The sequence below is a fragment of the Streptomonospora nanhaiensis genome (genome assembly GCF_013410565.1).
Taxonomy (GTDB): Bacteria; Actinomycetota; Actinomycetes; order Streptosporangiales; family Streptosporangiaceae; genus Streptomonospora; species Streptomonospora nanhaiensis.
Map to the genome: position 1 here is coordinate 3303842 of NZ_JACCFO010000001.1, position 25969 is coordinate 3329810.

A 25969-nucleotide genomic window follows, 5' to 3' on the forward strand; every position below is an offset into this window, starting at 1 on the left:
CGTGTCGCATCCCGACGGCCGGCTCACCATGGAAACCGACCCGCACGACCGCGCACCGCAGGACGCCTGCGGGGTCTTCGGGGTCTGGGCGCCCGGCGAAGAAGTCAGCAAGCTCACCTATTTCGGCCTCTACGCTCTGCAGCACCGCGGCCAGGAGTCCGCGGGCATCGCCCTCAGCGACGGCGAGCGGATCGTCGTCTACAAGGACATGGGACTCGTCTCCCAGGTCTTCAACGAGGCCACCCTCGACTCCCTGCGCGGGCACCTGGCGATCGGCCACTGCCGCTACTCCACCACCGGCTCGCCGGTGTGGGAGAACGCGCAGCCGACCTTCTACACCGCGCGCGACGGCGGGCTGGCGCTGGGCCACAACGGCAACCTGATCAACACGCCCGAGTTGGCGGCCATGCTGCCCAACGAGCGGCGCGGCGCCACCACCGACACCGAGGTCCTGACCGGCCTGCTCGCCCACAACCCCGACCGCAGCACCGAGGAAGCCGCCCTCGAACTCCTGCCGCAGGTCAAGGGCGCCTTCTCGCTGGTCTTCATGGACGAGCACACCCTCTACGCCGCCCGCGACCCCCAGGGCATCCGCCCGCTGGTGCTGGGCCGCCTGGACGGCGGCTGGGCCGTGGCCAGCGAGACCGCCGCCCTCGACATCGTCGGCGCCGTCTTCGACCGCGAGATCGAGCCCGGCGAGATGATCACGGTCGACCACCGCGGGGTCCGCTCGATGCGGTTCGCCCCCGCCGCGCCCAAGGGCTGCCTGTTCGAGTACGTGTACCTCGCCCGTCCCGACACCACCATCGCCGGGCGCAGCGTCAACTCCGCCCGCGTGGAGGTCGGCCGCCGCCTGGCCCGCCAGCACCCCGCCGACGCCGACCTCGTCATCCCCGTTCCCGAGTCGGGCACCCCGGCCGCCGTGGGCTACGCCGACGGCAGCGGGATCCCCTTCGCCCAGGGCCTGGTGAAGAACTCCTATGTGGGGCGCACCTTCATCCAGCCCAGCCAGACCCTGCGCCAGCTGGGCATCCGGCTCAAGCTCAACCCCCTGCGCGAGGTGATCGCCGGCAAGCGGCTGGTGGTCGTGGACGACTCCATCGTGCGCGGCAACACCCAGCGCGCGCTGGTGCGCATGCTCCGCGACGCCGGCGCCGCGGAGGTCCACGTGCGCATCTCCAGCCCGCCGGTGATGTGGCCCTGCTACTACGGCGTCGACTTCGCGACCAAGTCCGAGCTGATCGCGGGCAACCTCTCCACCGAGGAGATCCGCGACTCCATCGGCGCCGACTCCCTGGCCTACATCGCCCTGGACGAACTGGTCGAGGCCACCCGCGTCCCCAAGGACCGGCTGTGCCGCGCCTGCTTCGACGGCGAGTACCCCATCGAGGTCGATGAGGACTCCCGGGGCAAGTACCTGCTGGAGAAGTCCTGCGGCACGCCCGGCGTGGCCGACCAGCCCCCGCTGGCCGCCCGCCGCTGACCGCCGCCCCGCCGCCCCGCGCGGACGCCCTTTCCCGCCACGCCCCTGCGGCGTGCGCGGAGGGCGGACCGCCGGGCCGGCATCCGACGACAGAGATGAGGATTCGCGTGGCAGAGGGTGCCACCCCGCCGGCCTACGCCGCCGCCGGTGTCGACATCGCCGCCGGCGACCGCGCCGTGGAGCTGATGAAGGCGCACGTGGCCCGCACCCGGCGGCCCGAGCAGGTCGCCGACGCCAGCGGGTTCGCCGGGCTGTTCCGGCTCGACACCGCCCGGTACCGCGCGCCGCTGCTGGCCACCTCCACCGACGGCGTGGGCACCAAGGTGCTGCTGGCCCAGCGCTTCGACCGGCACGACACCATCGGCGTCGACCTGGTCGGCATGGTCGTGGACGACCTCGTGGTCTGCGGCGCCGAGCCGCTGTTCATGACCGACTACATCGCCTGCGGCAAGGTGGTGCCCGAGCGCATCGCCGAGATCGTCTCGGGGATCGCCGAGGGCTGCCACCAGGCCGGGTGCACCCTCATCGGCGGCGAGACCGCCGAGCACCCCGGCGCCATGCGGCCGGACGAGTACGACCTGGCCGGAGCCGGCACGGGCGTGGTCGAGGAGGACGCGGTGCTGGGCCCGCAGCGGGTCCGCGAGGGCGACGCCGTGATCGCCATGGCGTCCTCGGGCCTGCACTCCAACGGGTACTCGCTGGTGCGCCGGGTGATCGACGAGGCCGGACTGCGGCTGGACGCCCACATCGACGAGTTCGGCGCGGCGCTGGGCGAGGAGCTGCTGACCCCCACCCGGGTCTACGCCAAAGACTGCCTGGCGCTGGCCGCCGAGGTCGAGGTGCACGCGTTCGCCCACATCACCGGCGGCGGGCTCGCCGCCAACCTGGCGCGGTCGCTGCCCGACCACCTCGACGCCGTGCTGGACCGCGCGAGCTGGACCCCGCCCGCGGTGTTCCCGTTCCTGGCCCAGCTGGGCAAGGTGGGGCGCGCGGACATGGAGGCGACGTTCAACATGGGCGTGGGCATGGCGGCGGTCGTGCCGGCGGCCCAGGCCGAGCGCGCCGTGGCGCTGCTCGCCGAGCGCGGCCTGCCGGCCTGGCGGCTGGGCGAGGTGCGCGCCGGCACCGGGAGCGCCGTGCTCGAGGGCGACCACCCCTGAGCCGTGCGCGGGGTCCTACCGGCGGCGGGCATACACATAGCCGGTTCGCGCCACGGCGGTGGCGCGAACCGGCTATGTGGATATGCAGGTGTGCGTGTCAGCGGAGCAGACCCGGTGATGCGGATGCGTAAGGCTGCCGGCGGGTCGACGCGACGGATCAGCGGAGGCTGTCCGAACGATCTGAGTCGTCCTCAGTCGGGTCGTCGCGGCTGTACTCGTCGGCTAGATCCGCATAACGGTCGACCAGGTCGTCGTAAGGGTCTTCGTAGGGCTGGTCCGGCGCGTTGGCCGGTGCCCCACCTTCCTCAGCGACACCCAGCTCTGCCCGCAGCCGCTCAAGGTCGGTACCGCCGGAGTTGTACTTCAGCCTCCGAGCGACCTTCTGCTGCTTGGCCTTGGCTCGGCCGCGCCCCATTGGCTCGACCCCCTCAACGATTGGGTTTGGACAAACCCCAGATCACTAGAAAACCGCAATGCCGGGCTGACGGCCGTCACCGCACTGACGACAGGCGCCAGCTTACGTACGGATACAACCGTACCCGGTTTGGATCCGAACTGCCTACGCCGCCCATGCCTAACGGGTCGCGGTGCACGGGGGTGGGGCGGATCGGCTCCGGCTCGGGCGTGTCTGGTCAATCCGGCACCGCGCACGGCGCTGCGCCCCGGTGTGTCGGGGCGCCGCCGAGCCCCGCGGCCGGGGTCGTTCACACCGGTCAACGGACCGGTGCCCCCTAGCGTTCCCGCCGAGGCGGTGTTCAATCGGCCGCGGCGCGGCCGGTCCGGGCCGCCCCCCGCTCTCCGGTGATCGCCGGTCGCGCCCCGCGGGCACCCGCGCGCGAGATGTGTGCCACGATTCCTGCGTGCCGCGCTACCCCTGCCTGCCCTACACGGCCTACCTCCGGATCTACCAGCCGGTCTCCTCGTTCTCCCCGCAGGAGCGGGCCTACTGGAGGGCCTACGCGGTGTCGGCGCGGCGCCCCCGGCGCAGCGGCGCGGTTGCCGCCGAGCACGCCGAGAGCCTGCGCCGGCTGGTGGCCTCGCCGCCCGTCCCGGCCCCCGAGTGCGAGAGCGGCGACGCCTACGTGCGGCGGGTGAACGGCGAGACCTACATCTGCCCCTGGCAGACCCGGCTCCGGTCGTGGCTGGCACTGCGGGAGTTTCGGACCGAAACCCCGGCCCGGATCAGCGCCGCGTTCCTGCCGGAGGCGGTGGCCGCCGACACCGAGGAGCGCTTCCGCGCCTGGCGCGAGCGCGGCGAGCCGCTGCGCACGCTCATCCAGACCAGCACGTGGACGGTGCCGCTGGCGTGGTTCGCGCCGTTCGACGCCGCGGAGCGCTGCCTGGTGCTGGGCGGCGCGGGCGCCGACGGCGACGGCGGGCATCCGGGACGCGCCTGCCACCCGGCCGGCGGCGCGGGCCCGGCGCCGCGCACCCTGCTCTACGTCGCCCGCGTGGCCGACGCGCGGCGGCGGCTGGAACGGGCGATCCGGGTGCTGCGCGAGCACGTGGGCGAGGGCCCGGCGCTGGCGGCGGCCGAGCGGCTGGAGGACTGGCTGCTGGGGGTGGCCCACCCCAGGGGCCTGCTGGAGTTGGACTACGCGGGCCTGGTACACCTGCTCGACGACGACAGCCTGCGCGAGGACGAGTCGGTGGCCGAGGTCGCGGCGGCGATCACCGGGCTGCAGACCGGCGAGCACGAGTTGGCCGCGGCGATGTACCACCGGGTCAGCCGGCGGTGGAAGGTGGTCCAGGCCCTCCGGAACGCCAACTGAGGGTCACGGCTCCACCAGCGCGAACGCGAGGGTAGTTCACGTTCCGCACCCGACACGCCACGCCGAGCGACAACCTGGCCGCCAGGTTTCTTACTCCTCGCGGTGGAATTCTTGCTCTCTGACAGGCGGATATGTCCGGACGAGGCACGCAGGCGGCGTCAGCATTCTCGAAATTGGGCATACCAACCCATAGAGGTTGACATAGACTGTGTTCGACCGGTCACCCAGTGCACTCTGCGTAACCGGGTCCCCGTGGCGCGCCGCGGATGTACGTGACACAGGAGCACGGTCGATGAGAGTAGACAGGCACCCGCACCGCATCCGCAGCGGCCGTGAATCCCCTGGCCAGAGCCGGTTTGGCGGCCCCCGACCTCGTCCGCCGACCGAATTTCAGTCCGGCCGTCCGTAGCACTTCGGGCGCGCCGGATCGAGAAAAACAGGGCCGGAGAACGAAGTTTTGACCGAATACGCCACATGCCACTAAACGTGTCGCTAGAATCACTCAGCGTGACGCGCACCATGGGCGACTTCGCGACCTCCCATCCGACAAAGTCGCGTTAAGTGGTCGCGCAATCACCTCGGGTGATGCCAATATAGACCTACAAGGGCAATATTGGACATCCAAGCCAAGTGCCAGGATAAGGCTCAGGATCGGCACACAGATCCAGGAGGAGAGGCCGTACACATGTCAACTCGCACGCCCGAGGCGGAGCCCCTGTTGACCCCTGCCGAGGTCGCCACCATGTTCCGCGTGGACCCCAAGACCGTCACGCGCTGGGCGAAAGCGGGCAAGCTGACCTCGATTCGGACCCTGGGTGGCCACCGCCGCTACCGCGAGACCGAGGTCCGTGCTCTGCTGAGTGGTATCCCCAACCAGCGCTCGGAGTGATCCCTCCCGGCATGTGCCGCTTCCGGGGGGATCGACCGGGGAGGGCAGACATCCCCGTTCGGTGAGGGCGGGCCGCCCAGCGTGGCCCGCCCTCCGTCGTTCCCGCCGCCCGCGCCGGGGCGGCCCGCCGCCTCCGTGCCCCGCGGCGGCCCCTCAGCCGCTGCTCAGCGCCCTTCCGACCCGCCCCGCACCCCGCCTGCCGCCCCCGCCGCTCCGCGCCCGCCTGCCGCCGTGTCAGGCTCGCGAACTTTGCCGCCGGGCGCGCGGTATCGGTATGTTCGCGATGGCGCCCGGCGGCCGGCCCGCCGCGGCCCCGCCGCACGTCGCGGCTCCGCCGGGCGGCGGACCAAGGGGGAGGGAGGCCGCATGGCAGACACGGCCCACACGGCCCGCGCCGCTGACCCGGCCGGCCCGGTCAACCTGGTCGGCCCGGCCCACACCGCCGACATCCCCGACGTCGGCGCGGGCCCCGCCGGCCTGCAGGACGTCCGCGGGACCAACCTCGGGCTGGTGCTGCGCGCCGTGCGCGCCCTCGCGCCCTGCTCCCGCGCCGCCGTCGCCGCCGCCACCGGCCTGAACAAGACCACCGTCTCCAGCCTGGTCGCCGACCTGATCTCGCGCGGCCTGCTGCGCGAGACCGGGGAGTCCGCCGAGCGCCGCGTGGGCCGCCCCGGGGTCATGCTCGCCCTGGACCACCGCACCATCGCCGCCATCGGCCTGGAGGTCAACGTCGACTACCTGTCGGTCGTCGCCGTGGACCTGCTCGAACGCGACCTGGTCACCCGGCACCTGCCCTTCGACGCCCGCGCGGCCGGACCCGACGCCTGCGCGCGGCGCATCGCCGAGGCGGTGCGCGCGGTGGCCGGCGACCCCGCGCTGCGCGACCGCGCGGTCATCGGCGTGAGCGTGGGCGTGCCCGGCCTGGTCGACTCCCCCACCGGCACAATCACTCGCGCCCCCAACCTGGGCTGGTCGCACACGCCGCTGCGCGCCCGGCTGCTGGAGCTGCTGGCCTCTCCCGGTGCGGTGCCCGGGGCCCCGGCCGCGCCCCCGCCCGTGCTCGTGGACAACGACGCCAACCTCGGGGCCGTGGCCGAGTACCGCAGCGGCCACCGCGCGCGCACCCGCGACCTCGTCTACATCACCGGCGAGGTCGGGATCGGCGCGGGCGTGCTGGTCGACGGCGAACTGCTGCGCGGGTCGTCGGGGTTCGCCGGCGAGATCGGGCACACCCGCATGGTCGAGGACGGCCCGGCGTGCGGCTGCGGGCGGCGCGGCTGCCTGGAGGCGCTGGCGGGCATCGAGGCGATCCTGCGCTCGGCCCTGCCCGACCGCTTCCCCGGGGGCGCGCTGACCCGCGCCGACCTGGCCGGCCTGGTGGCGGCGGCCGTCGAGCGCGCCGGCGCCGGCGACCCTGTGGCCGTGGCCGCCCTGCGCGCCGCGGGGACCTGGCTGGGGCGGGGCGCCGCCCTGCTGGTCAACCTGCTCAACCCGGGAGCGGTGGTGCTCGGCGGCTACTTCGTGCCGCTGGCGCCCTGGCTGCTGCCCGAGTGCCGGGCGGCGGTGCGCGAGTTGGCGTTCGCCCCGGACGCGGCCGGCTGCGTGGTCGAGCCCTCGGTACTGGGCCTGAGCGCGGCGGCGCGGGGCGGGGCCATGGCGATGGTCGACGCGCTGGAGGGCGGGCGGCTGCCGCTGCCGCCGCCGCGTGCGGCGGTGCCGGCCGGCGGGGGCTGACCGGCGCCGCCGGCCGGACGCGCGGAGGCGCCTGTGCGGAGGGCGGCCGCGCGGTGCCCCCCGCGCGGCCGCCTCCGCCGTGCCGGGTCAGCCGCCCCCGGCCGGGTCGCCGTAGACGATCCCGCGGCCGTTGGTGCTCACGTACACCCGCCCGTAGACGTCGGGGTCGCCGGTGATGGCCGCGCCGGTCCACGCCCACCGGTGCTCGTCGTCGTTGATCCGCTGCCAGGTGGCCCCGGCGTCGTCGGAGCGGAAAATGCCGCGCACCCCGCCGATGCGGGCGCTGGTGTAGACGGCGGGGTGGTCCGCGCCCGGCGCGGCCTTGCCGAAGCCGACCGTGTCGGCCTCGTCCACGCCCGCGACCGGGGTGAACGTCGCGCCGGAGTCGGTCGAGCGCCACATGCCGTAGGCGCCGCCGGAGGTTCCGCCCGCCAGCCAGACCTCGCCCGCGCGCCCGGGGACGGCCGCGAAGCGGACGCTGCCGCCGCCCTGCGGCAGCCCGCCGGCGGCCGAGCTCCGGAACGTCTCGCCGCCGTCGGTGCTGACGTAGAACCCGCCGTCGGCGAAGGCGTAGAACCGGTCGGGGTCGACCCGGTCGGCCTCGACCCGCGCCCCGGCCGGCACCCCGCTCGACGCGCGCCAGGACCCCGCGTAGTTGGTCGAGACCTGCACGCCGGCGCCCTCGGTGCTCCACACGACCGCCGATCCGTCGGCCGCCATGGCCACGGTGCCCGGCCCGGTGACCCCGGCGGGCTGCCGGCCGGCCCACCAGTTGGCGCCGCCGTCGGTGGACAGCGCGATGCGCGAGGTGGCGGCGTTGTCGCTGCTGCCGACCCGCACGAAGGTGTGCGGCGCCCGCTCGGCGAAGTCCAGCGAGGTGACGCTGCCGTGGAAGGGCCGGGTGTGCATCATGTCGGGGACCTGGGTGAGGTCGTCGTGGCGGAACCCGCCGATGTCGCCCAGGGCCGAGACGAGCGGCACGCCGCCGGGCGGGGCCGCGAGGTCGTTGACGGCGGTCTCCTCGATCCCGGCGGCCTTGACCTCGATGGTGAACCGCCGGCCGGCGTCCCAGGCGGTGAGGTCGTCGGTGCCGTACAGGGTGGCGCCGGTGCCGTACATCATGCGGTCGGAGTCGTGCGGGTCGATCTCCATGGCCTGGGTCATCCAGCCGAGCTTGGGCGAGGTGACCGGGGGCTGCGGGTTCTCCCCGAAGGTCAGCCACGGCGCGGCGGAGACGTCCAGGTCGTAGCGGTTGATCCGCTCGGGGTAGGAGCCGTAGCGCCACGCCTGGGTCCAGGTGCCGCCGCCGTCGGTGGTGCGGTAGATCTGCACGTCGGGCCACCAGGAGATCTGGGTGCTCACCATCAGGGTCCCCGGGTTCTGCCGGTCGATGGTCAGCCCGCCGTAGCCGAAGTGGTTGTCGGGCGAGTCCGAGGGCACCGGGCTGATGTTGGTCCACTCCTCGGTGGCGAAGTCGAACCGCCACACGTCGCCGCTGCCGCCGTCGTAGGGGCCGCCGGTGTCGCTGGTGGAGATGTAGAGGCGCCCGTTCTCGTGGTCGACCACGCCCTCGATGGCCAGGTGGCCCTCGGGCTGGCCGGGCACCCGCTCCCAGGTCCGCCCGGCGTCGCCGCTGCGGTAGACGGTGTTCTCCTTGTCCATCACGCCGACGTAGACGTCGGGGGTGGGGCTGCCGGGTGAGCCGCTGCTCCGGTCGAAGGCGATCCAGCCCACGCCCTGGTTGTCGCTGGAGTAGCCGGAGCCGTCGCCCGGGTTGGCCACGTAGTCGCCGGGGTTGGGGAAGGAGGCGACCTTGGACCACGTGGCGCCGTGGTCGGTGCTGCGCCACAGGCCGTTGCCGCCGGGGGCGCCGAGGTAGAGGACCCGGTTGTCGTTGGGGTCGACGGACAGCCGCTCCACGCCGCGGCCGGGCATGTTCCCGCCGAGCTTGAACGGCAGTTCGGTGACCTCCCAGGTCTCGCCGCGGTCGGTGGACCGCAGGACCGCGCCGTTGTCGGGGTCCCAGGAGTTGGTGTAGCCGCCCACGGCGGCGTACACCCGGTCGGGGTCGACCGGGTCGGTGGCCAGGCCGGCCACGCCGGTCCAGCCCCAGTCCTCCCAGCCGACCCAGTCCAGCAGCGGGATCCAGCGCTCGGTGTCGGGGTTCCAGCGGTAGGCGCCGCCGATGTCGGTGCGCGCGTAGATCAGGTCCGGCTCGGTCTCGTTGAAGACGATGCCCGGAACGAAGCCGCCGCCCTGGATCTGGGCGTTGCGCCAGGTGTAGCCGGTGTCGGCCAGGGCGGTACCGGGCGCGGCGGCGGTGCCCAGCGCGGTGAGCGGGGCCGCCAGCAGCAGGGCGGCGGCCGCCGAGGCGGCGCGGCGCGGGCCGGGCAGGCGGAGGCGGGCGGCGCGGAAGGCCGTGAGGGGGCGGAAAGCGCCGGATGGGGGCGGTGGCGGGCATGCGGAGGACGGGGAAGGTGCCGGTGTCACGTCAGGCTCCTCGGGGTGGGGGATGAGCCCGCTCGGCCGCGGCCCGCTGGCCGCGGAGACGACCACGGCGCGGCCGGGCGGACGGTGGGGGAGTCCGCCGCACGCCGGCGCGGGCGCGGTCGCGCGGTGACGCCGTCGTCAGTGTGCGGACCGGATCCCGGGCCCGTCAACGGGGGGAGACCGGACGGATCCGGTGCGTGTTCGACACTTTCGGCGTCCTGCGACGTCAACCCGTCGAATCGCTTCACCGCAGGACGCGAACTCTTTCCGGGCGGCCGCCCGCCCGGAGCCGGTATGGGCCCGGGGGCGCCGTCGGCGGGGGGCTCGCGCGCGCGGGCCCCGCCGCCGAGGCAGCGGCGGGTCCCGGACAAGGCGGGGGCGGGGGTCAGTCGACCACGTGCCCCTGGACGTAGTTGTCGCGCCGCTCCCAGTGCAGGAAGCGCTCGGACTCCGCCATCAGGCTGGTGGCCAGCCAGACGGCGACGCCGACGTCGTCGGCCAGTCCGAGGAAGGGGACGAAGAGCTCCGGTACCAGGTCGATCGGCGACGCGACGTAGACGACGCCCAGGACGTACAGCAGCAGCCGCGAGCCCGACAGGCCGTCGTAGTGGCCGCGGATGCGGGCTCCGAGCATGCGCGGAAGGGCGCTGGCGCGCTCCCACACGGTGGGCGCGCCCGGCCGGGCGCTGCCGGCCTGCTGCACGGCCTGCCAGGCCGCGGCTCCCGCGGCGGCGCGGTTGGACTTGCGCATTGTCTTCACCTCGGCATCTGAGTGGTCCGAATGCCCCGGCGGTGCGGCACGGGCCGCGCGGCCCCCGGAGCGGAACCGCTGCACTACTCAAGATATGACGCGTTCTTCCGCGAAAACGTTCCCTGAAACCGGCTAGGTTGGTCTGCGCGCCCGCATCCCCGACGCAAGGACCCCAACCGTCATCATGCGCACCAGTTCCGCCCTCCCGGGGAGAACGCGGCGAATCGCCCCGTTCGCCGCGGCCGCCGTCCTCACCCTGTCCGCGTGCGCCGCCGTGTCGGGCGACACCCGGCCCGGCCCCTCGGCGGCCCCCGCACCCGGGGATCCGGCCTCTGGGCAGGACGGCCGCGGCGGCGGGGGGTCGGCCGCGGCCGAGGAGCCGGGCGGGAGCGGGCCCCTGGCGGGCATGACCGTGGTGGTCGACCCCGGCCACAACGGCGGCAACGCCGAGGCCCCGGAGGCGATCTCCGAACAGGTGCCCGCCGGCCCCGCCACCAAGGAGTGCGACACGGTGGGCGCCGAGACCGACGACGGCTACCCCGAGCACGAGTTCACCTGGGAGCTGTCCACCCTGGTGGCCGAGCGCCTGGAGGCCGACGGCGCCGAGGTCGTGCTGACCCGCGAGGACAACACGGGCGTGGGCCCGTGCGTGGACGAGCGCGCGGAGATCGGCAACGACGCCGGCGCCGACGCGGCGGTCTCCATCCACGCCGACGGCGGACCGCCCTCGGGCCGGGGCTTCCACGTCATCGCCCCGGGGGTGCTCACCGGCTACACCGACGACATCGCCGAGCCCTCGCGCCGCCTGGCCGCCGACCTGCGCGACGCGTTCGAGGACGGCACCGGCCAGCCCCGCGCCGACTACATCGCCGAGGAGGGCCTGGACGAGCGGACCGACCTCGGCGGGCTCAACATGTCCGACGTCCCCAAGGTGTTCCTGGAGGCCGGCAACATGAGCAACCCGACCGACGCCGAGAACCTCGCCGACCCCGGGTGGCAGGCCGACGCCGCCGACGCGATCGCGGCCGGCGTCAGCCGCTTCCTGACCGGGTGAGCGGTCGGGCGGCCGGTCACCGGCCGCCCCGCCGGCGCCGCTACGATCACCCGCCATGAGCCTCCTCCAGCGCATCAGGGGCGACCGCGAACTGGCCGGCCTCCTCGTCCACCCCTTCGACTTCGACCTGGACCGGCCCTACTGGGTCGGCGAGGACGAGGAGCTGCGGTCGGGCGCCCGCAAGGAGGCCGCCGCGGGCCGGGCGTCGGGCGCCGGCTACTTCCTCTGCGGCGAGGGGGGCGAGGAGCGCCCGGTCCTGTACCTGTCGAGCGACGGCGTGACCAGCCTGGTCGCCGACAGCCTCGCCGACCTGCTGACCCTGGTGGTGGCCGCGCCGTGGTGGCCGGACTGCCTGGGCCGGTGGCGGGAGGGCGCGGCGGGCATGCGCGCGGCCCACGCCCTCCTGCGCGCCGAGGCCGTGGCGGACGAGGTGCCCGACCTGGCCGACCACCAGGAGCGGGTGGCCGCCGCGCTGGACCTGGACCTGTCGGCCGACGTCATGGGCCGGCTGCTGGCGGCCGCCCGGCGCACCGACCCGGAGTTTGTGCTGGTCCACGCCGAAGGCCACGAACTGGAGCCGCTGGTGCCGCGCGACGCGGCGGCCGGGGCGGGCTGAGGCCCGCGCGGGGGCCGCACCCCCCGGGGGCGGGCGGACCGAAAACCCTCGGCGCCAAACCTTCCGCCGATTCCCCGGCCACATCCGGTCAACTCCGGAAGAAGCAGCCCGTCGAACGGTTCGATATCCGCGACAATTGCGCGATGACCGTTCCGGACGCCGACTCCCCCAATTCCCCCGATTCCCCCGATTCCCCCGGTTCCCTCACTTCCCCCGGTTCCCCGCGGCCGGGCGCGGATGGCGCGCACCCCTCCTCCGACTATCACGCAGCGCCACCATTCGCATTCACCGTCGTGTTTCGCGGATACGCGCCCGACGCGGTTGCCGAACTCCTGGAACTCGCCACCGCGGCTTTGCGCACAACCGGCGCCGGCGGTGCCGCAGCCACCGGTGAGGCAGCCGCCGAACTGCGCGAACGCCATGCCCGCCTCCCCAAGGTGCTGCGCGGCTTCCGGCCGCGCGAGGTGGACGCCGCCGTCGAGCGAATGTGCGCGGAACTGGCGCGCGGGCCCTCCGCCGCGGGCTGACCGCGGGCGGCCGGGAACGGCTCCCGACGCCGGGGAGGCGAAACACGATGGGCGGAAAAACCGCCGCGAAAACAACCGCCGACCGACCCGGCCCCCGGCACGGGCACCGCTGTGTCTGCACAATGGAGCCATGCCTCTGACACCGGCGGACATCCGCAACAAGCAGTTCCGAACTGTGCGCCTTCGACCGGGCTACAACGAGGACGACGTCGACACCCTCCTCGACCGGGTCGAGGCCACGCTCGCGGGCCTCCAGGGCGGCCCCCCGGCCGACCGGCCCGTCACCGCGGAAGAGGTCGAGAACGCGCGGTTTCGCACCACGCGGCTGAGCCCCGGCTACGACGAGGACGAGGTGGACGAGTTCCTCGACGTCGTCGTGGCCGAACTGCGGGCGCGCGGGCTCGCCGCCGGCGGCGCGGCGGCCGGGGCGCCGGCCCGGCGGCCCCCGTCGCACGCGGCGCCGCGGCCACCGCAGCACGGCGCTCCTCCCCCGCCCCCGGCCGCCGGCGGGCCCCCCGCTCCGCACGGTCCGCCCGGACCCGCCGGCGGCCCCCCGCCGCCCGGCCCCCTTCCGGGCCACGCTCCCCCGCCCGTGCCGCCGGTGCCGCCGCCCGTGCCCGGCGCCCCCTACGGCCCCCCGCCCCCGCACGGCGGCCCCGCCGCACCGCCGGGTCCGCCCGGCTTCCCTCCGCCCGCCCCGGGCCCCCACCCGCACCCCGCCGCGCCGCAGACCCCCGCGGGGCAGCCCCCGCTGCGGCCCGAGGACATCCGCAACAAGCGCTTCTCCACCACCCGCCTGACCACGGGCTACAACGAGCAGGAGGTCGACGCGTTCCTCGACAGCGCCGAGATCACCCTCGACGCGCTCCAGCGCGGCCGCCCCGAGCGCGCCCTGCTCACGTCGGCGCAGGTGGACCGCGTCCAGTTCTCGACCACGCGCGCCCGCCCCGGCTACGACCCCGCCCAGGTCGACGCGTTCCTGGACTTCCTGGCGGCCGAGTTTCGGCGCTACGAGCGCGGCTGAGCCCCGGACAACCGAATCCGGGCGCGCCCGGAACACCGCGGCGCGCCCGGTCCTCCCGCGCCGACCGGCCGTCCGTTGCGTGTGCGCGGCCCGCCTGACCCGGCCGGAGACGGCGGTTTGCCCCGTCCGGACCGGAGTCGCGCGGGCCGCGCCGAAACCGCCCGCGCTGCGGACACGCCCAAATCAGTGTGATTCAAATCCGATACGCACAGTAATATGCGATAACTTGACGTAGCTCATACGTGTCGTGGAACTGGAGCGGCGGTACGGGGGAGGGGCTGGGATGACATTCGCGACGACCTCCGGCGGCGATCACGACCGTCCGGGAGCACCGCGTGCGGTGCGGCGGGCCTGGAGCGCCGGCGCCCCGGCGGGCCGCGCCCGGGCGCCGCTGCCCCGGTCCGAGCACACGGCGGCCCGCTGCCGCCCGCCCCTGGCCCCGCGCCCCGGCGCCGTCTACCCGGTCTCCGACCGCCACGCCCCGGCCGAACCCCTGCTGGTGCCGCGCCACCCCTGGGAGCTGCCGCTCGTCGTGGCCGCCGCGCTGGCGACCCTGTGCCTGCTCGGCATGGCCGTGCACACCCTGTGGACCGCCACCGAGGTCGCCCACCGCTGGTTCGGCCTGGCGGTACTGGCGGTGCCCGCGGGCTCCTGGACCGCGCGCGGCCTGCGCCACGCCGAGCAGCGGGCGGAGTCCATCCGGATCTCGCCGACCCAGTTCCCCGAGGCCTACCACGCCGTGCAGCGGCTGAGCGCCCGCATGGGCCTGGGCTTCGTGCCCGACGCCTACGTCGCGCTGGGCAGCGGCGCGCCGCACGCCACGCCCGGCGGCCACGGCACCCGCCGCTACCTCGTGATCTCCAGCGACCTGTTCGAGGTCGGCGGCCGGCTGCGCGACCCCGACGGCTTCCGGTTCCTCGTGGCCCACCAGCTCGGCCACATCGCGGCCGGGCACACGTCGTTCCCGCTGCGCGCCGCCACGTCGCTGGGGCGGCTGCTGCCGGTGCTCGGCCCGGCGCTGGCGCGCGCCATGGAGTACACGGCCGACAACCACGCCCACGCCCACTGCCCCGAGGGCGCCCACGCCATCCGGCTCCTGGCCGGGGGCAAGTACCTCTACCCCGAGGTCAACCTCAGCGAGATGGCCGAGCGGGGGCGCACCGACCGCGGGCCGTTCCTGTTCCTCTACACACTGCTGTCGAGCCGGCCGGCCAACACCCGCCGCATGGCGGCGCTGCGCGACCGCGACCGCCCCGGCCGGGTGTTCCTCTAGGGCGGGCTCGGCGAGGCCGCGCGCGTCGGCGGTCCTGCGCGCCCGCGCCCCGCCTATCCGGCGGTCTCGGGCGGCCGCAGGCCCGCGAGGAAGAGGTCGGCGAAGTAGGCGCCCACGGCGGCGCCGCTCAGCTCGCCGTCAGGGCGGTACCAGGTGCTGAGGTGGTGCACGGCGCCGAAGAACTGGGTGACGGCGATGTCGGCGGGGACGTCGGTGCGGAAGGCGCCGGAGCGCTGACCCTCCTCGATCATGCCCCGGAAGCGCTCGTGGTAGGCGCGGCGCTCCTTGCGGACGGCGGCCAGCTTGTCCTCGGGCAGCATGTGCAGCGACCGGAAGAAGATCCGGGTGTCGTCGAGGTTGTCCACGGTGGTGTGGACGACGTCGGCGGCGGCGGCGTGCAGCCGCTCCCCGATGGGGCCCTCGGCGGCGGCGAACCCCGCCAGCCGCTCCGTCTGCATCGCCAGCACGCGCTGGTAGACGGCGTAGAGCAGGTCGTCCTTTGACGCGAAGTAGTGGTACATCGCGCCCTTGGTGACCCCGGCGGCCGCCACCAGCTCCTGCACCGAGGTCCGCTCGAAGCCGCGTTCGGCGAACAGCCGCGTGGCCACCGAGAGCAGGCGGTCGGGGACCGGGAGCGCGCGGTCGGGGGCGGTGTCGGCCCGTCCGCCGCCTGCCGTGTGGTCGTCCATGGTGAATCCCCGTTCCCCCGTGCCGTCGCGCCGCCTCCAGCATAGGCATACCAATCGGTCGGTCGCTCCCGGGCGGGCCCGCCTCCCCTCGGCGGCGCGGGACGCGGTGCGACACGCCCGTCCGCCGCCGGGCCCCCACCCCTCCCCTGTGCCCCGCGTTTCCGCAGGCCGCAGTGGAAACGGCGCCGGCAACCCGGGCGACACGCGCCCGCGAGCGCGCCGCCGCGCCGGCGGCGCACCCCTAGGGTGGGGCCGGACGACATTGGGCGAATCCGATGGGAAATCGAACGCATGTTCGATAAGATGCCCGGGTGAGTCTCTACAACGAACGGATCGACGTCAGATCGACCAACGGCGGGCACCCGGCGTTCTTCGCCTGGCGCGGCGGCACCTACCGCGTGCGGCGCGTCATCGGCACCTGGACCTCCCCCGGTGACCCCGGCCCCGGCGGCGGGCACGCCACCGCCACCGACGTCCAGCTGATCCGGGTCGCCGCCGAGTCCGACCGCGGCGAACCCAGCGTCGCCGACATCACGCGCGACCCCGCCACCGACGACTGGACCCTGCGCCGCATCTGGGACTGACCCCGGCCCCGGCCGCCGCCCGCGCGCGGCACCCCGCCCGCCACGGGGGCGGGTGCCGCGCGGCGCGGGGCCGCCGGCTCACACGCTCAACTCGGTCTGCCCCTCGGGCACGCCGGTGTCGCGCCCGGTGGTGCGGCGCAGGCAGCGCCGGCAGGTCACCGGGCCGTGCGCGGGGCGCAGCCGCAGGGGGTCGCTCGCCGCGCGGCAGGCGGTGGCGGGCACCCGCACCCCCGCCCAGACGGTCTCGTGCACCCGGTGCACCACCCCCGAGGCCCCGATCACGGCGGTGCCGCCGGCGAGTTCGCGCCTGCGGCGCACCAGGACCGCGGCCAGGTGCTCGATGTCCACCCCGGACGCCGCCGGGTCCTCCGCGCTCGCGCTCATGCCACCAGGATCGCGCACCACGCCGACACTCGGGCGGGCGGCGCCCCGCCCCGCCGCGCGGCTCACCCCGCGGCCGTGCGCAGCCGCGCCTCCAGGCCCGCCAGGAAGCCCTCCAGGCCGAACTCGAAGGTCTCGTCGAAGTCGGGCGGCCCGGCCGTGTAGGCGAACAGGTGCGGGTAGCGGCCGGTGGCCTCCAGCCGCGACAGCTCCGGCTCCCGCGCCGCCCACCACTGCGCGTGCCGCAGCCCGGTCTCGTGGGCGGCCTCGGTGTCGTCGCTGACCTGGGCGGCCATGCCCAGAACGTAGCCGGTCAGCGCCACCACCGCGTTCAGCGCCTCGGGGGCGCCGACCCCGTGCCCCTTGAGCACGCGCACCGCCCACTCGGTGTGGTCGACCGAACTGGGCGTCAGCACCGGCCGGGCGATCGACATCAGCGGGACCACCCAGGGGTGGCGGCGGCACAGCCGCCACTGCACCCGCGCCCCGGCCGCGAGCGCCTCGCGCATGCCCTCGGGCGCGGGTTCGGGCGGCGGGTGCTCGGCGAACACGGCCTCGACCATCAGCCGCAGCAGGTCCTCCTTGGCCGGCACGTGCCGGTAGAGGGCCATCGGCGCGGCGCCCAACTCGGCGGCCACCCGCCGCATCGACACCCCGTCCAGGCCCTCGGTGTCGGCGATCCCGACGGCGGTGCGCACGATGGCCGTCCGGGTCAGCCGCGTGCCCGCAGCACCCGGGCGGCGGCGCTCGCCGGGGCGGACCGGGGCCGCCGGGCCCTGCGGCGCGGTGCGCGGGGCCGGACGGGACTCCCCCACCACGGTGCCCACCCCGGGCAGGGTGCGCACCAGCCCCTCCTGGCGCAGCGTGGTGATCACCTTGGTGGCGGTGGCCATGGCCACGCCCCAGCGGCGGGTGATCTCGCGGGTGGAGGGCACCCGCTCGCCCGGCCGCAGCCGGCCGGCGGCGATGTCGCGCCGCAGCTCCGCGGCGATGCGCACGGAGACCGGTGCCGCCCGCCGGTCCTCGGGGGCCGTGTGGCCGTCCATGGGGCCTCCTCTCCGGGTGCGCATCGTACTAGTGCACCGGCCGGACGCGGCCACCGCGCCGGCTCGCGGCGGGCGGGGCGCCGGGGCGCACCGGCAGGCCGCCCCGCACGCCGCGCACACCCCCGGTGCACTAGTGCGCGTCATCCCCCCGAGGCGCGTGCTCTCCGCCGTCCTGCCGCACCGGACGTATCCCGTACGCTCCTGCCAACCGCCGACCACCGGTACGGCGCGCGGCACCCGGCCCCCACCGGGCATCCGCCGGAGCCGCACCCAGACGCCGTACGCGTCCGCGTGCGCCGCTCGCCCCGCGCGCCCGGCAGCACCCACCGCCCTCGAACGGAGACCACCGTGTCTAAGCAGCCCACCTACGTGTTCGTCCACGGCACCCACGCCAACGCCTACTACTGGTCCTGGTTCTGCCAGGAGCTGGCGCTGCGGGGCCGCCGCACCCTCGCCGTCGACCTGCCGGGCCACGGCGTCGACGCCGTCCTGCCCGACGCCTACCAGCGCCAGGACCGCGCGGCGCTGGCCGTCGAGCCCTCGCCGCTGGCCGAGCTCACCGCCGACGACTACGCCGAGCACGTCGAGGGGATCGTCCGCCGCGCCCACCGCATCGGGCCGGTCGTCCTGGTCGGCCACAGCCAGGGCGGGGTCACCCTCAGCCTGGTCGGCAACCGCGTGCCCGACCTCATCGACCGGCTGGTCTACATCAGCGCCTTCTGCTGCGTCGACCGGCCCTCCATGGCCGCCTACCTCCAGGAGCCCCCGCTGCTGACCCCGGAGTTGGCGCGCATCACGGAGATGGCCGCGGCGGGCTCGCCCGAGGGGGTGGCCCGGGTCAACTGGCGCTCGGGCGACCCCGGGGACGAGGCGGCCTTCCGCGCGGCCAACGCCCACACCTGGACCCCGGCGCAGTCGCGGGCCATGCACCAGATGCTCCAGCCCGACGAGCCCGGTTCCATCACGGTGGCCGACGCGCGCGGGCACGCCGAGACCTGGGGCCGGATCCCGCGCAGCTACATCCGCCTCACCCAGGACCGGCTGCTGCCGCCCGCGCTCCAGGACCGGTGGATCGCCGAGGCCGACCGGCTCACCCCGGACAACCCCTTCGACGTCCACTCGATCGCCTCGCCGCACTTCCTGGCGCGCGAGCCCGAACTGGTGGACGTGCTGGACCGCCTCGGCGGCTGAGGCGGCCGCGGCGCGCGGGCGCGCCGGCGGGGCTCCGCCTCACCCCGGCAGCGGGCCGTCCTCGTGCGGGGCGACGTAGTAGGCGGGGCCCTCGTCGTGGGCGTGGCGGATGCGTCGCAGCACGCGCCCGTTCATCGGGGGCAGCGCGTCGCGGGAGAACCACGCGACCTCCAGCGACTCCTCGCCGTCGGCGCGCGCCCGCCCGCCCACCGCCCGGCAGCGGAAGGTGATGTCGATGAACTGCACCTGGTCGCCGTTGGGGTAGGTGAACGGCGGCTCGGTGACGACGCTGGCGATGCGCTCGGGCACCACCGCCACACCGGTCTCCTCGGCGACCTCGCGCACGAGGGCGGCCGCGGGCTGCTCGCCGGGCTCCAGGATGCCGCCGGGCGTGCTCCAGTTGCCGTCGTCGGCGCGCCGGTGCAGCAGGACCTCGCCGGAGTCGGCCACCACCACCGCCGTGACGCCGGTCAGCCACAGCAGGTCGTGGCCGACGTGTTTGCGCAGGCCGAGGATGAAGTCGGGTGTCGCCATGGCACCGACCCTACCCAGTGGGCGGGCGCCGGGCGGGCGGCGCCGCGGCCGCTCTCAGCCGGTGAGCGGGCGGACGTAGACCAGGGAGTAGCGCCAGAAGAGCAGCCGCCGCACCCGGACCCCGGGCAGGACGCGCGCGGCCTCGGCGCGGATCTCGGCCAGGCCCATGTCGGGTTCGCGCACCGGCATGCCCGACCCTTGGGCCGGTGTGGGGTCGGCCACCCCGGTGAGCGCGCGGGCGGCCCGCAGCCCGGCGCCCAGGGACCACTGCGGCAGCAGCGCGGCGGCGCTCACCGCGTAGTCGGCCGGGGTCTGCTCGCGGTAGCAGCCCAGCACGGCCAGCACCCCGCCCGGTGCCAGGCCGCGGGCCAGTACCCGCAGGGACTCGGCGAAGGGCATGTGGTGGATGCTCGCGACCGCCGAGACGAACTGGTAGGCCCCGGGCGCGATCCCGAAGTCGTCGAGCGCGGCGCGGACGTAGTGCACCCCCATCCGCCGCGGGGTGCGCCGACGGGCCTCGGTGATCATGGCGGGGTCGGGGTCGATGGCCTCCACCTGCGCGGCCCGCGACGCCAGCCGCCGGGCGAACCGCCCGGTGCCGCAGCCGACGTCGAGCGCGCGCACGCAGGAGTCGGGCACGTGGCGCAGCAGGTGCTCGTGGTAGTGCACGTTGTGGTTCCAGGAGAGGTCCACCGCGAGGGCTCCGAATGCTGCGCGCGGCCAGGGGGCACCGCGGCGGCCCCGGGGGTCCGGGGCGGCCCGGCGCGCCGTGGTGTGGTCGTCGGTGGGCACGGCGGTGCGCGGTCAGCCGGCCTGCTGCCTGCTCTCCAGCACCTCCATGGCGTTCACCGCCGCGGCGACGGTGTCGTGCACCGGCACCTGGCGGTGCAGCCCCACCAGCCGGACGACCTTGGTCACCCGCTCGTTCGGGGCCGCCAGCGCGAGGCTGCCGCTGCGCTCCTTGACGGCGCGGTAGGCGTTGATGACGACGTTGAGACCGCTGGAGTCCATGAACTCCAGCGCGGACAGGTCGAGGATCAGCCACGGCCCGTGCTTGTCGATCGCGGACAGGACATGCTCGTGGAGGTCGTCGGCGGTCGCGATGTCGAGGTCGCCCTCGACGCTCACGATCACGCTGTGGTTCTCGACCCGGGTGCTCAGCCCAAGCCTGTGCACGTTCACTCCTCCCAGCCCCACGTTGTGATGAGGGGTCCCCTTGCTCACCCTACGGAAAACGGCGGAAACCGGTAGGGGTTCACCCGCACTGCGCCGTCGGCGGCGGCCTCGTCGGGGAGACCGAGGCGCGCGAAGCGCCGCCGAACGGGGCCGAGGGCTCCGGTCCAGCCTTGGTTCCGTAAGTCTCTGACCACACACGGTATTAGCCGCGCGGGCTCACGGGAATGCCGTTGCGGAAGTATTTTCTCCCATACGGGTCGATCAAGACCCGCGGCCATTGTGGTCTGTTTCACGGGCGCGGCGCAATGCCGCAGCTGGCGGGAGGTCGGGCGGGTGTGATCATCCTCGCCCGGGGGCGGCGCCGCCGGGCGGATGGCCGGGTGTCCGGGTGGCGGAGCGGTCACCGCCGGTGAAGTCGGCGAGGAGGCGTTCGGCGGCGAGTGTGGCGGTGAGGTCGCCGGCGCGCACCGCGGCCTCCAGCCCGGGGGCTTCGGCGCGCACCCGGGGGTCGCGCCGCAGGCGGTCCATGAGGCGGTCGCGTACCTGCGCCCACATCCAGTCGACCTGCTGGCGGCTGCGCCGCTCGGCGAACTCCCCGGCGTCCTCCAGCGCGCGGCGGTGGTCCAGCACCGCCTGCCAGAAGGCGTCGAGGCCCTGGCCGGTGAGGCCGCTGCAGGTGAGCACCGGCGGCCGCCACGCGGGGTGCACGGGCTGCAGCAGCCGCAGCGCCCGCGCCAGCTCGCGGGCGGCCTTGCGGGCGTCGGATTCGTAGGGGCCGTCGGCCTTGTTCACGGCCACCAGGTCCACGAGTTCCAGCACGCCCTTTTTGATGCCCTGGAGCTGGTCGCCGGTGCGGGCCAGGGTGAGGAAGGCGAAGCAGTCGACCATGTTGGCGACCGCGACCTCGGACTGGCCCACGCCGACGGTCTCGACCAGGACGACGTCGAACCCCGCGGCCTCCATCAGCACCATGGTCTCGCGGGTGGCGCGGGCCACCCCGCCCAGCGTGCCCGCCGTGGGCGAGGGCCGCACGAACGCCGACGGGTCGACCGACAGCCGCGCCATGCGGGTCTTGTCGCCGAGGATGCTGCCGCCGGTGCGGGTGGAGGAGGGGTCCACGGCCAGCACCGCCACCCGGTGGCCCGCGCCGGTGAGCCGGGTGCCCAGCGCGTCGATGAAGGTGGACTTGCCCACGCCGGGCACCCCGGTGATCCCCACCCGGTGCGCCTTGCCGCTGTGCGGCAGCAGGCGCACCAGCAGCTCCTGGGCCAGCTCGGCGTGGTCGGCCCGGCGCGACTCCACCAGGGTGATGGCGCGGGCCAGCGTGGGGCGGTGCCCGGCCAGGACGCCCTCGGCGTAGGAGTCGAGGTCGATGCGGCGCGGGCTCACGACCCGTGGCCCAGCTCGGTTTCGAGGCGGTCGAGGAGGCCGGCCGCGGCCTCGGCGATGACGGTGCCGGGCGGGAAGATCGCCGCGGCCCCGGAGCCGTAGAGGGCCTGGTGGTCGGCCGGCGGGATGACCCCGCCCACCACGATCATGATGTCGGCGCGGTCCAGGGCCTCCAGCTCGGCGCGCAGCGCCGGCACCAGGGTGAGGTGCCCGGCCGCCAGCGAGGACACGCCCACGACGTGGACGTCGGCCTCGGCCGCCTGGGCGGCGACCTCGGCGGGGGTCTGGAACAGCGGGCCGACGTCGACGTCGAAGCCGAGGTCGGCGAACGCGGTGGCGATCACCTTCTGGCCGCGGTCGTGGCCGTCCTGGCCCATCTTGGCGACCAGGATGCGGGGGCGGCGGCCCTCGTGCTCCTCGAAGCGGCGGACCCGGTCGGCCAGGGCGGACATGGCGGCCTCGGTGTCGGCGGAGGACCCGGCTTCGTCGCGGTACACACCCTGGATGGTACGGACCTGCCCGGAGTGGCGCCCGAAGACGCGTTCGACGGCGGCGGAGATCTCGCCGACGGTGGCCTTGGCCCGCGCGGCGTCGACCGCGGCGGCCAGCAGGTTGTGGTCGAGGCTGTCGCCGCGGGACTCCGCGGCCGCCGCGGCGGAGAGGCGGTCCAGCGCCGCGGCCACGGCGGAGTCGTCGCGCTCGGCGCGCAGCCGCTCCAGCTTGGCCAGCTGCTCGGCGCGCACCCGGGAGTTGTCGACCCGCAGGACCTCGATCTCGTCGTGGGTGTCGGGCCGGTACTTGTTCACGCCGATGACCGGCTGGCGCCCGGAGTCGATGCGCGCCTGGGTGCGGGCGGCGGCCTCCTCGATGCGCATCTTGGGGATGCCGGCGTCGATGGCCTGGGCCATGCCGCCGGCCTGCTCGACCTCGGTGATGTGCGCCCAGGCGCGTTCGGCCAGCTCGTGGGTGAGGCGTTCGACGTAGGCGCTGCCGCCCCAGGGGTCGATGACGCGCGTGGTGCCGGACTCCTGCTGGAGCACCAGCTGGGTGTTGCGGGCGATGCGGGCGGAGAAGTCGGTGGGCAGGGCCAGCGCCTCGTCGAGGGCGTTGGTGTGCAGCGACTGGGTGTGGCCCTGGGTGGCGGCCATGGCCTCGACACAGGTGCGCACGACGTTGTTGAAGACGTCCTGGGCGGTCAGCGACCAGCCGGAGGTCTGGGAGTGCGTGCGCAGCGACAGCGACTTGGGGTTGGCGGCGCCGAATCCGGCCACCAGGCGCGACCACAGCAGCCGCGCCGCCCGCAGCTTGGCGACCTCCATGAAGAAGTTCATGCCGATGGCCCAGAAGAACGACAGCCGCGGCGCGAAGGAGTCGACGTCGAGCCCGGCGCGGCGGCCCGCGCGGATGTACTCGACACCGTCGGCCAGGGTGTAGGCCAGCTCCAGGTCGGCCGTGGCCCCCGCCTCCTGCATGTGGTAGCCGGAGATCGAGATGGAGTTGAAGCGCGGCATGCGCTGGGAGGTGAAGGCGAAGATGTCGGAGATGATCCGCATCGAGGGCTGCGGCGGGTAGATGTAGGTGTTGCGGACCATGAACTCCTTGAGGATGTCGTTCTGGATGGTCCCCGACAGCTTCTCGGGCGGCACGCCCTGCTCCTCGGCCGCCACGATGTAGAGCGCCAGCACCGGCAGCACGGCGCCGTTCATGGTCATGGACACGCTCATGCGGTCGAGCGGGATGCCGTCGAAGAGCTGCCGCATGTCGTAAATGGAGTCGATGGCCACCCCGGCCATGCCGACGTCGCCGGCCACGCGCGGGTGGTCGGAGTCGTAGCCGCGGTGGGTGGCGAGGTCGAAGGCCACCGACAGGCCCTTCTGCCCGGCGGCGAGGTTGCGCCGGTAGAAGGCGTTGGACTCCTCGGCCGTGGAGAACCCCGCGTACTGGCGGATGGTCCACGGCTGGTTGACGTACATGGTGGGGTAGGGCCCGCGCAGGTAGGGCGCGATGCCGGGGTAGGTGTGGACGAAGTCGAGCCCGGCGCGGTCGGCGGGGGTGTAGAGCGGTTTGACGCCGATGCCCTCGGGTGTCTCCCAGACGAGGGCGTCGGGGCCCTTGCCGGTGGCGTCCTCGACGGCCCGCGCCCACGCCGACGCGCCGTCCGGCCCGGGGCCGGGTCCGGTGGTGCCGGGTCCGATGCGGCTGAAGTCAGGGATCATGACGCCACTCCCAGCGCGTTGTGGAGCTTGACCAACAGGCTAAGCGCGTCGCCGCCGGCGAAGCAGAACCCGTCCACAGGCGCGCCCTCGGGCACCGCCGAGGGCCGGCCCGCCAGCAGCACCAGTTCGGCGCCGGCCCGCTTGAGGGCGGCGGCCGCATCGGCGGCCTGGTCGGCGTAGACCTTGTCGCTGGAGCACAGGCAGGCGATCCGCGCGCCGGAGGCGGCGAACGCGGCGGCGGCCTCGGCGGGGCCGCCGGCGGTGTCGCCGCCGACCGGCTCGACCCCCCCGGCGCGCAGCAGGTTCCCGGCGAACGCGGCGCGGGCGGTGTGCGCGGCCACGGGGCCCAGCGTGGCCAGGAAGACCCGGGGCCGCGCGCCGGTGGCGGCCAGGTGGGCGTCGGAGCGGTCGCGCAGCTCCTCGAAGTCCTCGGCGTAGCGGTGCGGGCGCAGCGCGGCGCGGGAGGCGGGCGGCGCCGCGGGCCCGGCGGGTGCGGCGGCGGGGTCGGCCGGGCGCTCGATGCGCGGCTCGTCCAGGTGGGGGAACTCGCTGACCCCGGTGATGGGGTCGCGCCGGTGCGCGAGGGCGTCGCGGCGCCGCCGCCAGACCTCATCGACGCGGTCGGCGACCAGTCCCGACGCCAGTGCCTCGGCCATGCCCCCGGCCGCCTCCACCTCCTGGAAGAACGCCCAGCCCGCGTGGTAGAGGTCGGCGGTGAGCCGCTCGACGTAGAAGGAGCCGCCCGCGGGGTCGACGACCCGCGCCAGGTGCGCCTCCTCGATCAGCAGCGCCTGGGTGTTGCGGGCGATGCGGCGCGCGAAGTCGTCGGGCAGGCCCAGCGCGGAGTCGAACGGGCGCACGGTCACGGCGTCGGCGCCGCCCACGCCCGCGCCGAAGCAGGCGAGGGTGCCGCGCAGCATGTTGACGTAGGGGTCCCGGCGGGTGGCCATGGCCGCCGAGGTGGCGGCGTGCTGGTACATGGCGGGGCGGTCGGGCCCCAGCCCGCACACCTGGAGGACCCGGTCCCACATGGCGCGCGCGGCCCGCAGCTTGGCGATGGTGAGGAACTGGTCGGCGCTCGCGGCGAAGCGGAACTCCAGGCGCCGCGCGGCGTCGGCGAGGTCGAGGCCGGCGGCGGTGAGCGCGCGCAGGTAGGCCGTGCCCGCCGCGACGGCCGCGCCCAGTTCCTGGGCCTCCGACCCGCCGGCGTCGTGGTAGGGGGTGGCGTCGGCGGTGACGAGCCGCAGCCGCGGGTGGCGGGCGGCGCGGCGGGCGGCGGCGCGGGCGGCGGTGTCGAGGTCGGCGGGCTCACCGGTGCGGGCGGCGGTGCTCAGCGGGTCGATGCCCAGGCCGCCGGTGACGGCGGTGTCGGGCAGGCCGCGGTCGCGCCAGGCGCGCAGCAGTTCCTCGGCGGCGGCCTCGTGGTGGGGGCCGGAGTCCAGGACGACCGGCGCGAGGTCGAGGTAGACGTCGGCGAGCACCTCGCCGATGCCCTCCACGGGGACGCCGCCGGGTCCGGTCACCAGCCAGATCGCGCCCACCCCGTTCTCCAGGTCGGCCAGGACGGCGCGGCGCGCGCGGGCGGGGTCGGGGTCGCGGTGCTGCTGGCGGACCTCCCAGCCCTCGCCGACCGCGCCCTGGGGCCGGCCGCCGCGGGTGAACGGCGCGAGCCCCGGGTAGCCGGAGTCGGCGCCGTCCTCCTCGGTGTAGAGGGGGCGCAGCACGATCCCGTCGTAGGTGCGGGTGGCCAGGGCGTCCTCGGGCGCGGCGGTGTCGGGGGCGACCTCGGCACCGCTCTTGCGCAGCACTCCGGCGACGAGCTCGCGCCACCGCTCGCGCGTGGCCTCGGGGAACCCGGTCGCGAAGGCGGTGCCCTGACCCGGGGCGTTTCGCGGGCCGCTGTCCGGCATATCCATACTTTGAGATGGTAGGCAACCGTGCTGAAGATCACCTGAAGCGGGGGTCGCTCCCGTGTCAAGCCCGGCTCGCG

24 protein-coding genes are annotated in these 25969 nt (G+C 75.1%); 12 read left to right on the top strand and 12 right to left on the bottom strand.

The window, feature by feature from the left end; all coding sequences use genetic code 11:
• The first annotated feature begins 28 nt into the window (after window positions 1-28).
• Window positions 29-1483 carry an amidophosphoribosyltransferase gene (purF, locus tag HNR12_RS14295; RefSeq protein ID WP_218902649.1) on the top strand — a complete coding sequence of 485 codons (1455 nt, stop codon included), beginning with the start codon at window positions 29-31 and terminating at the stop codon, window positions 1481-1483.
• 107 nt (window positions 1484-1590) lie between these two features.
• Window positions 1591-2643, top strand: a complete 1053-nt coding sequence (gene purM / locus HNR12_RS14300) for a phosphoribosylformylglycinamidine cyclo-ligase (RefSeq protein WP_308118558.1) — start codon at window positions 1591-1593, stop codon at window positions 2641-2643.
• Window positions 2644-2800: 157 nt separating this feature from the next.
• Here the strand turns inward: purM and HNR12_RS14305 are convergent, their stop codons facing one another.
• Complete coding sequence (locus HNR12_RS14305; protein ID WP_179767952.1) at window positions 2801-3058, bottom strand: DUF3073 domain-containing protein; 258 nt, start codon at window positions 3056-3058, stop codon at window positions 2801-2803.
• Between the two features lie 445 nt (window positions 3059-3503).
• On the opposite strand from HNR12_RS14305, the gene HNR12_RS14310 reads away from it, so the two are divergent.
• The 3 genes from HNR12_RS14310 to HNR12_RS14320 all read left to right on the top strand — a co-directional run bounded on the left by HNR12_RS14310 (window position 3504) and on the right by HNR12_RS14320 (window position 7038).
• The gene (locus HNR12_RS14310; protein ID WP_308118559.1) at window positions 3504-4415 is read left to right on the top strand and encodes a hypothetical protein; all 912 of its coding nucleotides are present in this window, start codon (window positions 3504-3506) and stop codon (window positions 4413-4415) included.
• Window positions 4416-5100: 685 nt separating this feature from the next.
• A complete protein-coding gene (bldC, locus tag HNR12_RS14315) occupies window positions 5101-5304 on the top strand; it encodes a developmental transcriptional regulator BldC (RefSeq protein WP_179767954.1) in 204 nt (67 codons plus the stop codon).
• Between the two features lie 366 nt (window positions 5305-5670).
• Window positions 5671-7038, top strand: coding sequence for an ROK family transcriptional regulator (locus HNR12_RS14320; protein ID WP_179767955.1), 1368 nt, complete (start codon window positions 5671-5673; stop codon window positions 7036-7038).
• A gap of 87 nt (window positions 7039-7125) precedes the next feature.
• Here HNR12_RS14320 and HNR12_RS14325 read toward each other — a convergent pair whose 3' ends face one another.
• Complete coding sequence (locus tag HNR12_RS14325) at window positions 7126-9432, bottom strand: xyloglucanase (protein ID WP_372451129.1); 2307 nt, start codon at window positions 9430-9432, stop codon at window positions 7126-7128.
• A gap of 481 nt (window positions 9433-9913) precedes the next feature.
• Window positions 9914-10279: a YkvA family protein gene (locus tag HNR12_RS14330; RefSeq protein WP_179767956.1), complete on the bottom strand. Its 366-nt coding sequence runs from the start codon at window positions 10277-10279 to the stop codon at window positions 9914-9916.
• A gap of 184 nt (window positions 10280-10463) precedes the next feature.
• Here HNR12_RS14330 and HNR12_RS14335 point away from each other — a divergent pair, with 184 nt between their 5' ends.
• The 5 genes from HNR12_RS14335 (at window position 10464) to HNR12_RS14355 (ending at window position 14773) form a co-directional block, all read left to right on the top strand.
• Entirely contained in the window at window positions 10464-11333 is an 870-nt protein-coding gene (locus HNR12_RS14335; protein WP_179767957.1) for an N-acetylmuramoyl-L-alanine amidase, read from the top strand.
• Window positions 11334-11388: 55 nt separating this feature from the next.
• Window positions 11389-11949: a hypothetical protein gene (locus HNR12_RS14340; protein ID WP_179767958.1), complete on the top strand. Its 561-nt coding sequence runs from the start codon at window positions 11389-11391 to the stop codon at window positions 11947-11949.
• 143 nt (window positions 11950-12092) lie between these two features.
• Window positions 12093-12476 carry a hypothetical protein gene (locus HNR12_RS14345; protein WP_179767959.1) on the top strand — a complete coding sequence of 128 codons (384 nt, stop codon included), beginning with the start codon at window positions 12093-12095 and terminating at the stop codon, window positions 12474-12476.
• 130 nt (window positions 12477-12606) lie between these two features.
• Window positions 12607-13500: a DivIVA domain-containing protein gene (locus HNR12_RS14350; RefSeq protein ID WP_179767960.1), complete on the top strand. Its 894-nt coding sequence runs from the start codon at window positions 12607-12609 to the stop codon at window positions 13498-13500.
• A gap of 283 nt (window positions 13501-13783) precedes the next feature.
• Window positions 13784-14773 carry a M48 family metallopeptidase gene (locus HNR12_RS14355; protein ID WP_246425080.1) on the top strand — a complete coding sequence of 330 codons (990 nt, stop codon included), beginning with the start codon at window positions 13784-13786 and terminating at the stop codon, window positions 14771-14773.
• Window positions 14774-14826: 53 nt separating this feature from the next.
• On the opposite strand, the gene HNR12_RS14360 is transcribed toward HNR12_RS14355, so the two are convergent.
• Complete coding sequence (locus tag HNR12_RS14360) at window positions 14827-15462, bottom strand: TetR/AcrR family transcriptional regulator (protein ID WP_179767961.1); 636 nt, start codon at window positions 15460-15462, stop codon at window positions 14827-14829.
• Window positions 15463-15773: 311 nt separating this feature from the next.
• Here HNR12_RS14360 and HNR12_RS14365 point away from each other — a divergent pair, with 311 nt between their 5' ends.
• Window positions 15774-16046, top strand: a complete 273-nt coding sequence (locus tag HNR12_RS14365; RefSeq protein WP_179767962.1) for a DUF6504 family protein — start codon at window positions 15774-15776, stop codon at window positions 16044-16046.
• A 78-nt stretch (window positions 16047-16124) separates the two neighbouring features.
• Here HNR12_RS14365 and HNR12_RS14370 read toward each other — a convergent pair whose 3' ends face one another.
• The gene (locus tag HNR12_RS14370; protein WP_179767963.1) at window positions 16125-16430 is read right to left on the bottom strand and encodes a hypothetical protein; all 306 of its coding nucleotides are present in this window, start codon (window positions 16428-16430) and stop codon (window positions 16125-16127) included.
• A 62-nt stretch (window positions 16431-16492) separates the two neighbouring features.
• Entirely contained in the window at window positions 16493-17473 is a 981-nt protein-coding gene (locus tag HNR12_RS14375) for a TetR/AcrR family transcriptional regulator C-terminal domain-containing protein (RefSeq protein ID WP_179767964.1), read from the bottom strand.
• 348 nt (window positions 17474-17821) lie between these two features.
• Here HNR12_RS14375 and HNR12_RS14380 point away from each other — a divergent pair, with 348 nt between their 5' ends.
• A complete protein-coding gene (locus HNR12_RS14380) occupies window positions 17822-18664 on the top strand; it encodes an alpha/beta fold hydrolase (RefSeq protein WP_179767965.1) in 843 nt (280 codons plus the stop codon).
• Window positions 18665-18703: 39 nt separating this feature from the next.
• On the opposite strand, the gene HNR12_RS14385 is transcribed toward HNR12_RS14380, so the two are convergent.
• From HNR12_RS14385 to HNR12_RS14410, 6 genes are all read right to left on the bottom strand, one after another.
• Window positions 18704-19198, bottom strand: a complete 495-nt coding sequence (locus HNR12_RS14385; RefSeq protein ID WP_179767966.1) for an NUDIX hydrolase — start codon at window positions 19196-19198, stop codon at window positions 18704-18706.
• Window positions 19199-19252: 54 nt separating this feature from the next.
• Window positions 19253-19891: a class I SAM-dependent methyltransferase gene (locus tag HNR12_RS14390; RefSeq protein ID WP_179767967.1), complete on the bottom strand. Its 639-nt coding sequence runs from the start codon at window positions 19889-19891 to the stop codon at window positions 19253-19255.
• 111 nt (window positions 19892-20002) lie between these two features.
• Window positions 20003-20374 (bottom strand): STAS domain-containing protein, encoded by a 372-nt coding sequence (locus HNR12_RS14395; protein ID WP_179767968.1) that lies wholly within the window; start codon window positions 20372-20374, stop codon window positions 20003-20005.
• Between the two features lie 339 nt (window positions 20375-20713).
• Window positions 20714-21763, bottom strand: a complete 1050-nt coding sequence (meaB, locus tag HNR12_RS14400; protein ID WP_179767969.1) for a methylmalonyl Co-A mutase-associated GTPase MeaB — start codon at window positions 21761-21763, stop codon at window positions 20714-20716.
• On the bottom strand, window positions 21760-23979 hold the full coding sequence (gene scpA / locus HNR12_RS14405; protein WP_179767970.1) for a methylmalonyl-CoA mutase: 2220 nt from the start codon (window positions 23977-23979) through the stop codon (window positions 21760-21762). The genes meaB and scpA overlap by 4 nt, the downstream gene beginning before the upstream one ends.
• Window positions 23976-25895, bottom strand: a complete 1920-nt coding sequence (locus HNR12_RS14410) for a methylmalonyl-CoA mutase subunit beta (RefSeq protein ID WP_179767971.1) — start codon at window positions 25893-25895, stop codon at window positions 23976-23978. The genes scpA and HNR12_RS14410 overlap by 4 nt, the downstream gene beginning before the upstream one ends.
• Window positions 25896-25969: the final 74 nt, after the last annotated feature.

Coding starts and splice junctions, on each gene's coding strand:
- purF (WP_218902649.1), top strand. CDS start 29: ATGGAAACCGACCCGCACGACCGCGCACCGCAGGACGCCTGCGGGGTC.
- HNR12_RS14305 (WP_179767952.1), bottom strand. CDS start 3,058: ATGGGGCGCGGCCGAGCCAAGGCCAAGCAGCAGAAGGTCGCTCGGAGG.
- bldC (WP_179767954.1), top strand. CDS start 5,101: ATGTCAACTCGCACGCCCGAGGCGGAGCCCCTGTTGACCCCTGCCGAG.
- HNR12_RS14320 (WP_179767955.1), top strand. CDS start 5,671: ATGGCAGACACGGCCCACACGGCCCGCGCCGCTGACCCGGCCGGCCCG.
- HNR12_RS14330 (WP_179767956.1), bottom strand. CDS start 10,279: ATGCGCAAGTCCAACCGCGCCGCCGCGGGAGCCGCGGCCTGGCAGGCC.
- HNR12_RS14335 (WP_179767957.1), top strand. CDS start 10,464: ATGCGCACCAGTTCCGCCCTCCCGGGGAGAACGCGGCGAATCGCCCCG.
- HNR12_RS14340 (WP_179767958.1), top strand. CDS start 11,389: ATGAGCCTCCTCCAGCGCATCAGGGGCGACCGCGAACTGGCCGGCCTC.
- HNR12_RS14345 (WP_179767959.1), top strand. CDS start 12,093: ATGACCGTTCCGGACGCCGACTCCCCCAATTCCCCCGATTCCCCCGAT.
- HNR12_RS14350 (WP_179767960.1), top strand. CDS start 12,607: ATGCCTCTGACACCGGCGGACATCCGCAACAAGCAGTTCCGAACTGTG.
- HNR12_RS14355 (WP_246425080.1), top strand. CDS start 13,784: ATGACATTCGCGACGACCTCCGGCGGCGATCACGACCGTCCGGGAGCA.
- HNR12_RS14360 (WP_179767961.1), bottom strand. CDS start 15,462: ATGGACGACCACACGGCAGGCGGCGGACGGGCCGACACCGCCCCCGAC.
- HNR12_RS14370 (WP_179767963.1), bottom strand. CDS start 16,430: ATGAGCGCGAGCGCGGAGGACCCGGCGGCGTCCGGGGTGGACATCGAG.
- HNR12_RS14375 (WP_179767964.1), bottom strand. CDS start 17,473: ATGGACGGCCACACGGCCCCCGAGGACCGGCGGGCGGCACCGGTCTCC.
- HNR12_RS14385 (WP_179767966.1), bottom strand. CDS start 19,198: ATGGCGACACCCGACTTCATCCTCGGCCTGCGCAAACACGTCGGCCAC.
- scpA (WP_179767970.1), bottom strand. CDS start 23,979: ATGATCCCTGACTTCAGCCGCATCGGACCCGGCACCACCGGACCCGGC.
- HNR12_RS14410 (WP_179767971.1), bottom strand. CDS start 25,895: ATGGATATGCCGGACAGCGGCCCGCGAAACGCCCCGGGTCAGGGCACC.